The 12,874-nt window shown below is 45.0% G+C and carries 17 protein-coding genes; 3 read left to right on the top strand and 14 right to left on the bottom strand.

Annotation, left to right across the window (positions count from 1 at the left end; genetic code table 11):
• Positions 1 to 7: 7 nt before the first annotated feature.
• The 3 genes from FEN17_RS05645 (at position 8) to FEN17_RS05635 (ending at position 2,756) form a co-directional block, all read left to right on the top strand.
• Positions 8 to 370 carry a nuclear transport factor 2 family protein gene (locus tag FEN17_RS05645; protein ID WP_138364302.1) on the top strand — a complete coding sequence of 121 codons (363 nt, stop codon included), beginning with the start codon at positions 8 to 10 and terminating at the stop codon, positions 368 to 370.
• 92 nt (positions 371 to 462) lie between these two features.
• Positions 463 to 951 carry a hypothetical protein gene (locus FEN17_RS05640; RefSeq protein WP_138364301.1) on the top strand — a complete coding sequence of 163 codons (489 nt, stop codon included), beginning with the start codon at positions 463 to 465 and terminating at the stop codon, positions 949 to 951.
• Positions 948 to 2,756: a M64 family metallopeptidase gene (locus tag FEN17_RS05635; protein WP_138364300.1), complete on the top strand. Its 1,809-nt coding sequence runs from the start codon at positions 948 to 950 to the stop codon at positions 2,754 to 2,756. The genes FEN17_RS05640 and FEN17_RS05635 overlap by 4 nt, the downstream gene beginning before the upstream one ends.
• 73 nt (positions 2,757 to 2,829) lie before the next feature.
• Here the strand turns inward: FEN17_RS05635 and FEN17_RS05630 are convergent, their stop codons facing one another.
• The 14 genes from FEN17_RS05630 to FEN17_RS05565 form a co-directional block, all read right to left on the bottom strand.
• The gene (locus FEN17_RS05630) at positions 2,830 to 3,129 is read right to left on the bottom strand and encodes a hypothetical protein (protein WP_138364299.1); all 300 of its coding nucleotides are present in this window, start codon (positions 3,127 to 3,129) and stop codon (positions 2,830 to 2,832) included.
• 5 nt (positions 3,130 to 3,134) lie between these two features.
• A complete protein-coding gene (locus FEN17_RS05625) occupies positions 3,135 to 3,899 on the bottom strand; it encodes a ParA family protein (RefSeq protein ID WP_138364298.1) in 765 nt (254 codons plus the stop codon).
• A gap of 266 nt (positions 3,900 to 4,165) precedes the next feature.
• A complete protein-coding gene (locus tag FEN17_RS05620) occupies positions 4,166 to 5,428 on the bottom strand; it encodes an MFS transporter (protein ID WP_138364297.1) in 1,263 nt (420 codons plus the stop codon).
• A 20-nt stretch (positions 5,429 to 5,448) separates the two neighbouring features.
• Entirely contained in the window at positions 5,449 to 5,685 is a 237-nt protein-coding gene (locus FEN17_RS05615; RefSeq protein WP_138364296.1) for a hypothetical protein, read from the bottom strand.
• Between the two features lie 38 nt (positions 5,686 to 5,723).
• Positions 5,724 to 6,311: a TetR/AcrR family transcriptional regulator gene (locus FEN17_RS05610; protein ID WP_205748101.1), complete on the bottom strand. Its 588-nt coding sequence runs from the start codon at positions 6,309 to 6,311 to the stop codon at positions 5,724 to 5,726.
• 81 nt (positions 6,312 to 6,392) lie between these two features.
• Positions 6,393 to 6,584, bottom strand: coding sequence for a hypothetical protein (locus tag FEN17_RS05605; RefSeq protein WP_138364295.1), 192 nt, complete (start codon positions 6,582 to 6,584; stop codon positions 6,393 to 6,395).
• Positions 6,585 to 6,598: 14 nt separating this feature from the next.
• Entirely contained in the window at positions 6,599 to 8,101 is a 1,503-nt protein-coding gene (locus FEN17_RS05600; RefSeq protein ID WP_138364294.1) for an Eco57I restriction-modification methylase domain-containing protein, read from the bottom strand.
• A gap of 3 nt (positions 8,102 to 8,104) precedes the next feature.
• Entirely contained in the window at positions 8,105 to 8,554 is a 450-nt protein-coding gene (locus tag FEN17_RS05595; RefSeq protein WP_138364293.1) for a type II toxin-antitoxin system VapC family toxin, read from the bottom strand.
• Positions 8,551 to 8,856 (bottom strand): DUF6364 family protein, encoded by a 306-nt coding sequence (locus FEN17_RS05590; RefSeq protein ID WP_138364292.1) that lies wholly within the window; start codon positions 8,854 to 8,856, stop codon positions 8,551 to 8,553. The genes FEN17_RS05595 and FEN17_RS05590 overlap by 4 nt, the downstream gene beginning before the upstream one ends.
• A gap of 15 nt (positions 8,857 to 8,871) precedes the next feature.
• Positions 8,872 to 9,534 (bottom strand): hypothetical protein, encoded by a 663-nt coding sequence (locus FEN17_RS05585; RefSeq protein ID WP_138364291.1) that lies wholly within the window; start codon positions 9,532 to 9,534, stop codon positions 8,872 to 8,874.
• Positions 9,516 to 10,016 carry a hypothetical protein gene (locus FEN17_RS05580; protein ID WP_138364290.1) on the bottom strand — a complete coding sequence of 167 codons (501 nt, stop codon included), beginning with the start codon at positions 10,014 to 10,016 and terminating at the stop codon, positions 9,516 to 9,518. Before FEN17_RS05580 ends, FEN17_RS05585 begins: the two co-directional genes overlap by 19 nt.
• A gap of 57 nt (positions 10,017 to 10,073) precedes the next feature.
• Positions 10,074 to 11,093: a Ppx/GppA phosphatase family protein gene (locus FEN17_RS05575; protein WP_138364289.1), complete on the bottom strand. Its 1,020-nt coding sequence runs from the start codon at positions 11,091 to 11,093 to the stop codon at positions 10,074 to 10,076.
• A 50-nt stretch (positions 11,094 to 11,143) separates the two neighbouring features.
• Complete coding sequence (locus tag FEN17_RS05570) at positions 11,144 to 12,157, bottom strand: hypothetical protein (RefSeq protein WP_138364288.1); 1,014 nt, start codon at positions 12,155 to 12,157, stop codon at positions 11,144 to 11,146.
• Positions 12,158 to 12,175: 18 nt separating this feature from the next.
• Positions 12,176 to 12,859 carry a coiled-coil domain-containing protein gene (locus FEN17_RS05565; RefSeq protein WP_138364287.1) on the bottom strand — a complete coding sequence of 228 codons (684 nt, stop codon included), beginning with the start codon at positions 12,857 to 12,859 and terminating at the stop codon, positions 12,176 to 12,178.
• Positions 12,860 to 12,874: the final 15 nt, after the last annotated feature.

Below are 12,874 nucleotides of genomic sequence, written 5' to 3'. Positions count from 1 at the left end.
TAACTTCATGAAAATCACCGAAGAAGCAGCGCACTCCTTTGCGCAGGAGTGGATTGCAGCCTGGAACAGCCACGATCTGTCTGCCATCATGGGCCACTATTCCGACAACATTCAGTTTTACTCGCCCTACATTATAAGGCTGGGAATGAATGATGATGGATTGATTACCGACAAACCCACATTGGAGGCATACTTTGCCCGCGGCCTGAACGCTTACCCCGATTTACATTTCGATCTGAACGAAATCCTCGTCGGCATCGATTCCGTAATCCTTTATTACACGAGCGTCAGCAACCGAAAATCCGGTGAATTCATGCAGCTGGATGAAGAGGGGAAAATTTGCCTGGTTAAAGCACATTATAACAACTAAAATAGCTGCTAATCAAGATTAGGAAACCGATCGCTTGCTGTGAAAATCATTTTCAAAAATGTATTTTTACTGCAAGCGATTTTCTTCATCACATGCTTAAACTGATACAGCTTTTCCCCCTTTTTGCCTGCCTTGCAATTCTTGGATGTGCTTCCAGCCAATCCGTTTTAAATGTGCGTGAGATTTCCGGCTACGATAGCAGTAAAGAAGAGCACATCATTTTTTTGAATTTAAAAATCAGCGAAGGCAAGCCCGAAAAAGTGAAGCTCGTCAGCGCGACATCGGGAAATGGTAAAATGAAAAACCTGCGCCCGGCAGTAGACTATCCCTACCAGATCAAAGTAATTCCCCGCTATAATTCCAACCGACTGGAAACCGAAATGGTCTTCGAACATCCGCTATATAAATTGGTGGAAGTGCCGCATGAGGATGGAAAGTTGAGTAAAAGTGCCCAGGAAGCAAAGGAGGGTACATTACTGGTCCGTTTTCAGGAAGATAAAACGATGGAGCGGATCGAGTTTTACAGCGTCACACCTGAAAGAGGTTCCGTAAAAATTTATACACTTGAATTAAAAATATGAAAGCAATTTTTACCACACTATGTGTTTTGTTGTCGGTTTGCAGCGGTTTTGCACAGAAATTTCCGGTCGATACTTTGTATAAAACCGGCGCGCTCAATAACCGGGTCAACATTGTGATTTTGGGTGACGGATTTACGGAAGCCGAAATGCCAACATTCAGGGCCGAGGCCAAAAAGTTTGCCGACTTTTTCCTAAGCTATTCGCCTTATGATCATTACAAAAATTATTTCAACTTCTTCTCCATTTCCACGCCGTCAAAGGATAGTGGCATTACCAATCCCGGCACCGCGCCCGATGCTTATCCCGACCAGCCAGTCAACCAAAAAGATACTTACTATAAGGGCACTTTCGGCACGGGTATTCACCGACTTGTGACGATTGATTTTGGCATCGCATTCAATGTACTGTCATCAAATTTCCCGGAATATGATCTGGCGGTTGTTTTGGCAAATACTAAATTTTACGGCGGCTCGGGCGGTTCTATTGCAGTCCATACTTTGCATGAGCAGGCTGACCTGATCGGCGTGCATGAAATCGGGCATACTTTTTCGTCTTTGAATGATGAATACTGGGCTGGCCCGCAGTACGGCTGGGAGGCGCCAAATATGACGGCTAATAGCAATCCGATGACGATTAAGTGGCGTAACTGGCTAAATTCCAGCGGTATTGGTATTCATAAGCATGGCACGGATTCGGTGTCTTCGAAATGGTACAAGCCGACAGACCTCGCGTGTTTGATGGAGTTGCTGAACCAGCAGTTTTGCGCTGTCTGCAGGGAAGCTACGGTCGAGCGGATTTTGTCGGTGGTGAATCCGGTTGAAAAGTTGGAACCGGATGCGGAGGGTATTGTTAATGTCGGGGCTGAAAAAACTTTTAAGCTGAATCTGGTCAGGCCGGAGCCGAATACTTTGAAAGTGAATTGGCTATTAAATGACAAGTCGCTCGCTGAAAATGTAGACGAAGTGAAAATTTCGGGAGACAGTATTGATATTTACGCAAAACTTACAGCAACAGTTTTTGATACGACCCAAATCAGCCGCAGCGATAATGCTGAAAATGTGCGGTTTTGGAAATATGAGTGGAATCTCGAATCGACTTCACCCAAAATCTTCCGGGTTTCGCAATCGGCTGACAGTGTTTGTTTGGGAGAGATTGTCACATTCACGGCCGCAGGTTGTCCGGGAGCAATCAGCTGGTCGACCGGCGAAACCGGGAACAGCATTTCTGTGAGACCGAGCACGACCATGCAAATCTCTGCCACCTGCAAAGTCACTGGAAGCCCCGATTCTACGATCACCAAATCCGTCGTCTCCCTGCCGCTACCTGTGGCAACCGCTTCGAACACAGGCCCGTACTTCGAGGGCTCAACAATCGAATTGAGTGCAAAAGGCGGAGATACATACAGTTGGACCGGCCCGAGCAATTTTTCATCAAATTTGCAGACGGTTTTGATTTCAAATGCACAGGTAGTCAACGCGGGGATTTACGAAGTGGTCGCGACGAATACTTACGGATGCCAGGCAAAAGCAAATACAGAGGTAGTTGTCGATCCGATTTTGGGGGTGGGGCAGGAGCCGGTAGATTGGCTGCAGGTTTCGCCTAATCCGGCCAGGGAATTTGTAAAAGTTTCTACGAAACTCTCGGGCGCATCAACATTCACACTTTTCGATGCCGCCGGTCGGAAATTGCTTGTGAAACCTTTTGAAACGGAAACTGCAATTCGGGTGAATTTTGCGGCGGGTATGTATTATTATCGCTTCAAAAACGGGGATAAAGAAACTTCGGGTAAGCTGCTGGTTCAGTAATTCGCGTAGCTAATTATTGGATTTAATAATTTTTGGCACAAAAAAAATGTCTCCTGTTCGGGAGACATTTTTGTTAGTCGTTTGCGGATTTAGGTTTTCGGCCGACCTTAGTGCGGTTGCGGATTTTGTCGGGCCTCGGTCTGATTTCTTTGTCCTGAAAATACAGCTTTAAGGATTCCAGAATAATGTCTTTTTGCGTCAGCCCTTCCCAGTAGCCGTAATCCTTCATGTTCTCCATCAGAATGTAGTCACAATCGAAGGTTACTTTGGTAGGGGCGCCTTCCGGGGCCTCGCTGGTTTTGCTGATCGGCTCTTCTTCCACGTCGGTAACCAGGGGTAGGGGCGCAAAATCAAATTTCCTTTCCTTTGCCATAGATGTCAGTTATTAATTCGTTCGAGTATTTCTTTTGTTAACTTATAATAGTCCTCAGCACCATTGCTTTCGGGGGCGTAATCAAAAATTGTTGTTCCGTTCGCCTGCGCCTCGGACAAGGCAATGTTATCGCGAATGTACGAATCCATAAATACATCGCCAAGCTGCTCCCGGGTCGCCGCGATCAGCTCGTGACTGATCTTCTTACGGATCTTCGGGTTATAGCGTGTTGCAAAAACGCCGCCCAGGTTGGTATTCGGACTGATCTTTTTGATCTCTGCGGAGTAAACCAAAAAGTTGCGCAAACCTTCGTAACTCAAAAACTCGGCTTGCAGCGGAACATAATATTGGTGGCACGACACAAGCGCCAGTCTCGTATTTCCGTAGAGCGCAGGCGGGCAGTCGATGATCACAAAATCGTAGCGGTCACGTACTTTTTCCAGCGCAATTTTCAGGTTGAAAGGAAACACGGGCGCCGACTTGATGGTGTCTTCCCTGTGTATCATTTCCGCCGATCCGGGCAGTACATCAATGTCGCCAACACGTTTTACGATCTCGTCAAATTCGTATTCACCGGTAATGAACGAGCCGCTGTCTTTCTTCAATCCGGCATGGGTAATGCCGAAACTTTTGGTAAGACTCGCCTGCGCATCCAGGTCGATCACGAGCACCCGGGCATTGGCAAATTTGCGGAGACCGGCAGCGATACTTTGTGCCGAAGTCGTTTTTCCAACCCCGCCTTTGTTGTTGACAATACTGATGATTTTCATTTATAAATATTATATGTATAAAAAGTATGAGTTTATCCTACGTTCCGTACGTAAATAAACGTAAAATATTTTTATCACTAATAGCTATAAATAGAAAGCTCCAAAAGTTTTTTGCTTTGTAAATGTATTAAACTATTTAAAAGATCAAAATGTATTAAAAGAATTTATTTTGGAATTTCTTTAAAATTTTTGGTAAGAACCTAATAATCAGCCCAAAAAAATAGCCCCAGGCTTTCGACCTGAGGCTAGTAAAAAGAATAGAGATGCTAGACAGACGTCTTCTGTGCCGGACTAGCAGCGGATGCTGTCAGTTTCGCAGAAACGTATGTGTGAATACGGTACATTAAAAGTGCCGTCACGATAATCGCAACAACCACCACATTTCCCAATGTTGGATAATTTTCAATGCGGCCACCGACGCCTTCGGTGACGATAAATCCGGCGATCAGTGATGCGATACCACCGGCAATTTGCTGTATCGAAGAGTTGATTCCCATGAATGCACCGCGGTCCTGCGGCTCGGGTACGGCTGTCATCAAAGCTGATGCGGAGATCATCCTTCCGGTGATCCCGACGAAAAGCAGCACGTTCAAAGCAATGATAATCCAAAGCGGCGTAACCGGTAGATTGCAATAAATCAATGTCATCACGCAAGCCACAAAAGAGCCGCCGAGGAACACTTTGTACTTCCCGATTTTGTCGCTCAGCTTCCCGATCAGCGGACTGAAGACCAGCATGCAAATCCCGGTGATCATATACAATGTGGGGAGCTGCGCCTCTTTGATCCCGAGATTATTTACGCCATAAGCAGTACCAAAAGGCATCAGCATAAAACCGCCGGTAGCTAACAATGTTGTCGCCGCAAAACCTTGCAGATATTCCGGGCGCGCCAGAATATTTCCCAAATGTTTGAATGCATTACCGCCGGTTTGCAGTTTCAAATGTGCATTGATCGGTTTCATATAAGTCACCACCAGAAATCCGACGACGATACTCAGACCGACGATCATTAAAAACGGTGCGTGCCAGCTGAAAGCCTTCGCCAGATACAATCCGATGGGAATACCTAAAACCTGGCTGCTGGCAAAAGCCATTTGTACAAAACCCATCACGCGGCCCCGAACCTGGATCGGGAAAAGATCGGTAATGATGGCAAAGCTGATCGAGCTGATCACGCCGCCAAATAATCCGGTGAAGATCCGCGCCGCCAGCAAAAATTCATAGGTAGGAGCGATCCCGCAAAACAAGGTTCCGACTACAAAGCCCGAATAAAAGAAAATGAGCAGCTTTTTCCTGTCGAATTTGTCGGCGAAACCGGCAGTGAGTAAGCCGGCCGCCCCGGCGCTGAATGCATAGGCAGATACCACAAGCCCGAATTGTGTAGTGCTGATCGAAAGCTTGTCGAGCAGGATGTAACCCAGGGGCGAAATGACCATAAAATCCAGCACGACCGTGAATTGTAATGTCGCGAGGACTGCAATGATGAATTTTTCGTAACCCGAAAAAGTAGCGGTTTTTTGTTCTGACATATTTAGTTGTTTAAAAAGGCTTAGTCTGTTAATTCTTCGCAGGCGTAACCTGCTCTGTTTACAAGGGCGATCATCGGTCCGCAGTCCGGATGCGTCGCCTCTATTCGTAACACATTATCAATGTCTGTCAGGTCCACATTCCATCTGATAATTTCACCGCAATTGTTGAGAAGGCGGGAGATGGATTTCACATGTTTTTTGCGATTAATGTTGGTCCTGAATACGAGTACAAATTCTTCTGTGGTGTAATTTTTCATAGCAGGCGGTAGGTATTGAGTAGTCTTTAAATATCAATCTAGGGTTTTAAAGCCTTAATAACCAGTTCAAGTGTTTGATTAATTTTGGCTTCATCGAATACAAAAGGCGGCCTTCCCGGCATGGACGTTTTTGAAATGTGGAATTTCACGAGCTGGTATAAAGGCGCGAAAGCGATGGACCAGTAAATTTCCACAGGCAGCGACACAATCTCTTTTTGCTCGATGGCTTTGTGAACAAACCGTGACATGGCATTCAAAAACCGGGTATCCATCGTGGCGCGGCTCACGAGCGGAGAATGTTTAAGTTGCTCCATGAATGTCATGCTGTATGGATTTTCCAGACAATAATTCATCCGGTTGAGCCACTGCACTTTCAGACCTTCGTCAAAACGCGCCTCAGGATCGAAATTGCGCAATGTTGCGTCAGCCATTTTTCGGGTTTCCTCCGTGTAAAGTTGCTGAATCAGATCTTCCCGATCTTTAAAATATATATAAATGGTAGCCACCGATACCCCGGCGGATTTTGCCAATTTATGCATGCTGAGCCCGTCGAAGCCATGTTTTACAATAATTTCAATGGCTTTTTCTCTGATCAGCGCTTCCTTATTCGTGTCTCTTGTTCGCAACGTTGCTTCAATATTTTTCTGCAAATATAAATGAACGTTCGTTTATTTATAAGCAGATTTACACCAGTTTTTTAGCAAGCATTAACGGGCAATGATCGGTGTCAGGTACTGCTCGGCACTATCTGCATCGTCCGAATACAATTTCAATGCATATTTCTGTCCGTCCTGGCTTGTACCAAAAAGGACAGGAAGTTTTGCCGGAATCTGCCGCACAATTTCAATTAAATACTGATTGTAGGCTTTCCAAAAATCGATGATTTGATCTGTGTTCATTTCCTAATTGTGGCTTAATTGTTCTGTTGTTTTTCTTGATGTTGGTTGGTTACGATAAAATTTTCGATTGCTTTTTTGTTGTAACCTTTATAACCTCCCTGGAAATCCCTGCCGGCTGTGGCGATGAAATCAGACATTCTCTGTGAATTCAGTTGTTCCAAAAGTGCTTGGTAATCACCATCGTACTTGATAAAATAGCCTGAATACACCGTAACATCCGGATTTTCGTACAACACAAAGTTTGGTGCTTTATTCATGGGTGAAAAAATGATTTTTTTCCCAAAAGAGCTATCCAACCCCTGCGCCCGCCCGAATGCGTACCATGCAACCGGATTAGCCTTCCCATTATCACGACGATCCAGGACAGGTTTTACTTTAAGCAAATAGGAAAAAGTTTGAGGAAATTTTGAGCTAAGAATTTGCTCGGGAATGATGCGATGCTTTCCGTCTGCATCTTTTTGGTAGGGGAAAAGAATGAATTCCGTAATCGGGTCCGTGGCTGTTTTCAGTTTCGATCCTTTAATGATCGGTTTGAGCAATTCCTTTTCAAGGTATACCTCGTCGCCATTTTTGTTTTTGACAAAAGCAATCCCATTATTCTCACTGATCACAGAAAAAAGATAGTAAGCATCCGCCAGTGTTGTGACACCCACCGAAATCTGACAAATATCTCCAAGTCGCTGACCTTCAATAGTTTCTTCCTGCTTTACAGATAGTTGCCAGGGCTTCAAAATGTCTATTTCGGAGAATGCGACGGCTCTTTGTTCGTAGCCAAAATCCGCATTCAAACATTGTTCAAATGTAAAGTAATCGCGCTTTTGCTTACTAAAAACCGTAATCGCTGGGTACGTCCCGGTATTTCCAAAAACGGGTATCGTCCCATAATTGGTGATGCCAATCAAATTCTGGCGGCTTGAAAAATAGGAGCGGAGCGCCTTGCCGCTTTGGGAAGTAAGAAAAGAATTGGGCGTAATAAAACCGCAAACGCCGGTTTTACTCAGTAGGCGTGAGGCCAGTTCGAAGAATGCGAAAAATGCATCCGTAGCGCCTATGCGGCAAAAAGTAAATGTTTTTTGAATGAATTTCCGCTGGTCTTCCGGCAAATGCTGAATGCGAATGTAGGGCGGATTACCAATAATTAAATCAAATTTCTCCCGGGAATGAAGTTGTCGCAAAGCATCCCGCACCGACAATTTCCAATGTACCTCAATACCCAGCGGCCGGACAATGTCATCCAAATTCTTACGACAAACTTCAATTGCCGCCGGATCAATATCCCAGCCATAAACCTGGCTAAGCCGGTTTTCTAGTTGTTCAGGCAATGAATGTTTTACAATGTATTCAACAACCGGAACAAGGAAACGTCCGTCACCGCAAGCCGGATCCAGGATTTTAATGCTGTCTAAGTCGGACCGATAAAATCCGCTGACATCCAATATCTTATCAACAATATGAAAAGGCGTATAAACCTGCCCAAGTAGCTTTTTTCTGTCGTACGAGCGGTTTTTTGAAGCCATGGATTAGTAATGAATTCCCTTCCTCTTTTTTAATACATTGGTCAGGAAGTCATTTGGCGTCAATATTTTCATACTCTTAGAAGTCGACAATTTAAAATCCTTCACATTATTGGTAAGCAGATAATCGCATTGAGACCTCAGTGCAGTCTGATGTTGAAATGCGTCCTCCATATCTTTAAACCCGGATTGGACCGCATCGAGAAAGCAATCTGTATCACTTGGTGAAATCCTGAGAATGCGAAGATATAAATGAAGCATGCCTTTTAGCGCCTCATCCCGGATTCCGTTTCTTTGCATCAAATAAGTAAAGGCATAAATACTCCCAGCCGACATATAAATCGCAATGCTATTTTCTTCGGCCCATGTTAGAAGAAATCTAACTTCGTTTGGCTGCCCTGTCGGTCTGTCCAAGGCATGATCCAGCAAAACATTGGTGTCCAGAAATAATTTCATAGACCATACTTGTCCTTCACCCACATATCTTTTATTTCCTGGTCGGTCATGTTGCTCAACGGACCGCGGGCGCACCCAAAAAGCTGATCAGAGATACTCATGGGCTTGTCAGATTTTAATTCTTCTTTGGCATTCAACTTTGCCAAGTGGTCTTCAATTAATTGTGATAGTGAGATGCCGAGTTGCGCAGCATAATTTTTAGCATTCTCTACTACTGATTTCTTTACGGTTAATGTCAGTTTCACTTTGGGTTCTTTTTTGGTTGCCATTTTATACGTATCAGTCGAGTAGATTGTTCTCAAATATACGTATATTTTTTATTTCAGATGGCAAACTTTAAATCCTTTTGACTGCTTCAAATAATTGGTTATGACGGGAGGATCAATGTGGGTGAACAAAACTTCATATGTGTTTTCATGAAAAGTGAATGTGCTTTTATCGGCCCTGATACGCTTTGTACCGGATTTGTAGAGCTGTCCGACTGTCCCGGATTCCAAGGCAAACTTATCAATGAAACCGATCAGCGAGGCGATGGTACCCTGGGCTTCGGATTGATGAAATGATATGCAGAAATAATGTGAAGTTTTGGAATTGGGTTTGTGAAGTTGGGAGCCGGGAATGTTCAGAACATAGTCGGTGGCGAGCGTGCCGGACTTGCGTTTCATAGATTTGATATCCACCGAAAAAATACCTTCCTCCGATTCGATCAAAAAATCCTGGCCCCAATCCTGACCATCGACCGCGCCGAAAGAATGGGTAGGGCGGGGCAGGTGGTAGCAATCTGCAAAGACCACTTCGCCGAGACTGCCGGTATAACGCATCATCCGGGTTTGCGAAAGCTTATCATGGTGCTTGTCCCAAATGTTGGACACGCGGTGATGCCGAAGCGAATGTTCGACCAGTTGGCGCGCAAAAAACTTCTGTTCTTCGGTGACGGAGATTTGAATGTATGTGCCTCCGGTTAAAACAATTTGCTCCATGCAAATCTGATGGCAAGTAGTGTGAGGATAAAACCGATTAAAATGACACTAAATGGAACGTAAGTGAATGCTACTAAGTGGATTCTGTCGAAAAACCACATCACGCCGATCAGCGCCGCAATCAATGTGAGAAATCCGGAAAGTTTGCCAAAACCGGGGATGAGGGAAAAAGGTATCTTGCTTTTGATGAGCATCAGCGTGATCGCCATGGAAATGATCGGCAAATACTGCAAAACAATGTTCGCCTGCCAGATGCTTTGACGTTCAAAAAGGAAAAGATAAATGTTTAATGTGACTGCGAAAATGCCAGGTATACAAACTGCGTAAACAATGATTGCATATATTAAACTCCAAAATTTAACATCTTTACTTCCGTTTGCAACGATACCGATTAGCCACGTAGCAAGCGGGAGTATAATAAAGTAAATTACCGTGGGCCACGGATTTTGCGAAATAGCATTAAATAGTTGCGATAGCGTCATCTTAAAAATAATAAAGGGGAAGAGATGTGCTCCCTTCCCCCCATGAAACTATTAAAATTAAAGTCCCAATAAAAATCCGATCGTAAAGTTTGCGTCCCAGTCGAACACAAACTGGTCGCAGCCGGTAGCGTCTTTTACAGCTTTGTAAATGTTCACACCGGCTTTTGATTTTGCATTACTCAGCTTCGAGTAGGCGAGCGGTTCGCTCAATGTCGTGTAGCGTTCTTTTCCTTTGCGCACTTCTTTGGCCATTTCAAAAGGTACGCCACCGATAATAAAGCAGGTTTTACGCAGGTTTTCTGGTACTTGTTTTGCTTTGGCGCTCACCTCTTCGTACACCTTTGCATCGTCTTTGCCGTCCTGGAAATATTTGGCGCCGTAAGATTCAAGTGCAGAAACTTTGCTGCCATCAATCCAGGATATCTTGGTGTTTCCAGATCCGATATCCACTACAAATGCTTTATCCGCATATTCCGTCGGCAAAACAGATTTTAGTGCCAGCTGGCCTTCCTGCTCTGGCGTAACTTGGTTGACCACATATCCCAGCGATTTCAGAGCCTTCGTAATCTTCTGGGTTACTTCCGCTTTCGCAGCGCCCGAGCTTACTACAAAATGAATGTCCTTGCTGCCAACCCCGAAATCAAGCATGCTGCCGATGTATTTTTTCAACCCGATCCGGATATCCTCGTCGGTAGCCATATTCTCAGTAACCAGACTATTCCCAAACTCGGATTTTTCGAGACTCCAACGTTTTTGATTATCTACCTTAATGATAAATGAATTAAAGCCGCTCGCTCCCAGTTCAACCACGCCTTTCAATTTGCCATCCACCGGCTCAGGAGAAGTATAGCTGAATGTGGAAGTTTCGGAGCTTGTCGCGTCCGAATTAGACGACGAACTTTCGGAAGGGGTTGGTTCATAACCGGCGGTTACGGTAACCGAATCAGCCCCGGCCGACTGGTTTTGGGCCATTTTATCTAGTGCTTTCTGGCCGCCAAAATATTTATAGCCTACAAATATGGCTCCCAAAATCAGGGCCGTAATAATCAATCGGCCGGCAACTGTCAGTCTTTTCATTGGTTTGTGTTAAAAATGGAACAATGTTAAATGTGTTTACAATAAACGGTTTAGTCCAGAAGACCTTTATAACTCGAATCTTTCGGTGCTTCAATCGGCCGAGTCGTTTTTTCCGGCGCGTCCAGCTGTATAAACTTGAACTGGTTTGAGTTATAAGCTTCCAGCATCGCCTGGCCTTTGTCCGAAAGCAAGCCATTTTGCACATCCACACCATTGATAAAGTCCAGCGAAAGGTCCATCGCGCGTTTCATTTCACCCAATTTCTGGCTCATATCGTCCTGGATGTATTCCATCGACTCGTCGAAATAGAACTTCTTGTCAGGGTTACCTTTGAAAATACTGATCGCAGTCCGCAGTGCATTCGAACTCTCCTTCACGATCCGGTATTCCGCCTCTTTCAGCTTCACCTTGATCTCGGTTTCCTTGATAATGTAATCGGCGCTTTTGTTCACTTTTTCCATGAATTCGAGCACCGTTTTCATATTTCGTTGCAGCGGAAAAAGCTTTTCATTCATTTCCTGCAAACCCGCGCCCTCGATCGTAGCCAGCGAAGCAGTTTCCTTCATACCCGGCCTGTCGAGCATCGTGCTGGCTTTATTCGCTTCCGCAAATTTCTGTTTGATCAGCTCATTATTCTGGTTAATGTTCTTGTTCAACTTCACCAGCTGACCCGCCAAAGTGTTGATCTGTCCCTGCATCTTCTCGCGCTTTTCTTTCAGATCATCAATGTAAATCTTCATGATCGCGATCGGGTCCAGCTTGATAATGAGGCCAGTAATGTTGCGCATCAGTGTTTTGAACAAAAAGAAAACGGCCGTACGGACATCTTTGCTGGTAAAAAGGAAAATCACCAGCGCCAGTGCAGCCATCAAAAATGCCAAGTACAAGGTATTCTGGGTCACTTCGATCAGGAACCGCGCTATTTTATTCCAAAAATACAATTCCGCCGCGCCGGCTGCCCCCAGGAAAAGGAGCGATGTAATGCCCTCAGGCTTACTCCAATACGACCGCTTGGAGTTGTCCTCCTGCGAGCCGCCAATTTGTGAAAAATCTGGTGTTGCCATTGTTTTTGAAGTGTCAGGTTAGTGAATGTATTGGGTGATTTTATTTAAATCGGATTTAATCTGCTCCACGAAGCTCGCGTAGGTGATCTCAAAGCTATCTCTATTTGCATTGATTTTCGCGCTTTGTTCGGTTACTTCGCCGGAAATCTGGCCTAGCCGGTTTTTGTTCTCGTCCATTTTTTTCTGAATGTCAGCGATTTGCTGCGTGAAGGCAGTATTAGCATCTTCCAGCTTCTTCTGCTCATCCTGCAAAGCGCCCACGCGGTCTTTGATCGCTTTTTCAACATCCTTTAAAAATGATGCCCTGTCTTTGTCCAGAATTCCAAGATATTGATCGGCGGAAGTTTTCAGGATCGTCGAATCCTTGACATTGCCCATCGCCTTGAAACTGGCCCAAGCTGCCTGAAACTGCTTTTCTTCGCCCAAACCCAGACCTTCCATATTTTGCAGCGCCTGTTTGTATTCAAAATAATCAGGACCTGGCAGGTTGGCCTTTTCAAGAAGGTTTACAAAGTGCTCTACAAACTTCCGGTCCACATTGGCAGTACCTGCAACATTTGGTACCGTGGGCGCAACGCTGTTAGTTGGCGCTGCTGGCTGGGGAGGTGCGGAGGGGTTTGCAACCGGTTTGGCCGGTTCGTCATTTTCCTTGATAAAAAAGCTGAGTATCTTTTTGCCAATACCCGGTTCTGCGTCTGCCATAATGGTCTAAAGCGT

Origin of the sequence: Dyadobacter luticola, assembly GCF_005860805.1 — a bacterium.
In the GTDB taxonomy this organism is placed as follows: Bacteria; Bacteroidota; Bacteroidia; order Cytophagales; family Spirosomataceae; genus Dyadobacter; species Dyadobacter luticola.
This window is presented reverse-complemented; position numbering and strand designations above follow the sequence as displayed.

Coding starts and splice junctions, on each gene's coding strand:
- FEN17_RS05645 (WP_138364302.1), top strand. CDS start 8: ATGAAAATCACCGAAGAAGCAGCGCACTCCTTTGCGCAGGAGTGGATT.
- FEN17_RS05640 (WP_138364301.1), top strand. CDS start 463: ATGCTTAAACTGATACAGCTTTTCCCCCTTTTTGCCTGCCTTGCAATT.
- FEN17_RS05635 (WP_138364300.1), top strand. CDS start 948: ATGAAAGCAATTTTTACCACACTATGTGTTTTGTTGTCGGTTTGCAGC.
- FEN17_RS05630 (WP_138364299.1), bottom strand. CDS start 3,129: ATGGCAAAGGAAAGGAAATTTGATTTTGCGCCCCTACCCCTGGTTACC.
- FEN17_RS05625 (WP_138364298.1), bottom strand. CDS start 3,899: ATGAAAATCATCAGTATTGTCAACAACAAAGGCGGGGTTGGAAAAACG.
- FEN17_RS05620 (WP_138364297.1), bottom strand. CDS start 5,428: ATGTCAGAACAAAAAACCGCTACTTTTTCGGGTTACGAAAAATTCATC.
- FEN17_RS05615 (WP_138364296.1), bottom strand. CDS start 5,685: ATGAAAAATTACACCACAGAAGAATTTGTACTCGTATTCAGGACCAAC.
- FEN17_RS05605 (WP_138364295.1), bottom strand. CDS start 6,584: ATGAACACAGATCAAATCATCGATTTTTGGAAAGCCTACAATCAGTAT.
- FEN17_RS05600 (WP_138364294.1), bottom strand. CDS start 8,101: ATGGCTTCAAAAAACCGCTCGTACGACAGAAAAAAGCTACTTGGGCAG.
- FEN17_RS05595 (WP_138364293.1), bottom strand. CDS start 8,554: ATGAAATTATTTCTGGACACCAATGTTTTGCTGGATCATGCCTTGGAC.
- FEN17_RS05585 (WP_138364291.1), bottom strand. CDS start 9,534: ATGGAGCAAATTGTTTTAACCGGAGGCACATACATTCAAATCTCCGTC.
- FEN17_RS05580 (WP_138364290.1), bottom strand. CDS start 10,016: ATGACGCTATCGCAACTATTTAATGCTATTTCGCAAAATCCGTGGCCC.
- FEN17_RS05575 (WP_138364289.1), bottom strand. CDS start 11,093: ATGAAAAGACTGACAGTTGCCGGCCGATTGATTATTACGGCCCTGATT.
- FEN17_RS05570 (WP_138364288.1), bottom strand. CDS start 12,157: ATGGCAACACCAGATTTTTCACAAATTGGCGGCTCGCAGGAGGACAAC.
- FEN17_RS05565 (WP_138364287.1), bottom strand. CDS start 12,859: ATGGCAGACGCAGAACCGGGTATTGGCAAAAAGATACTCAGCTTTTTT.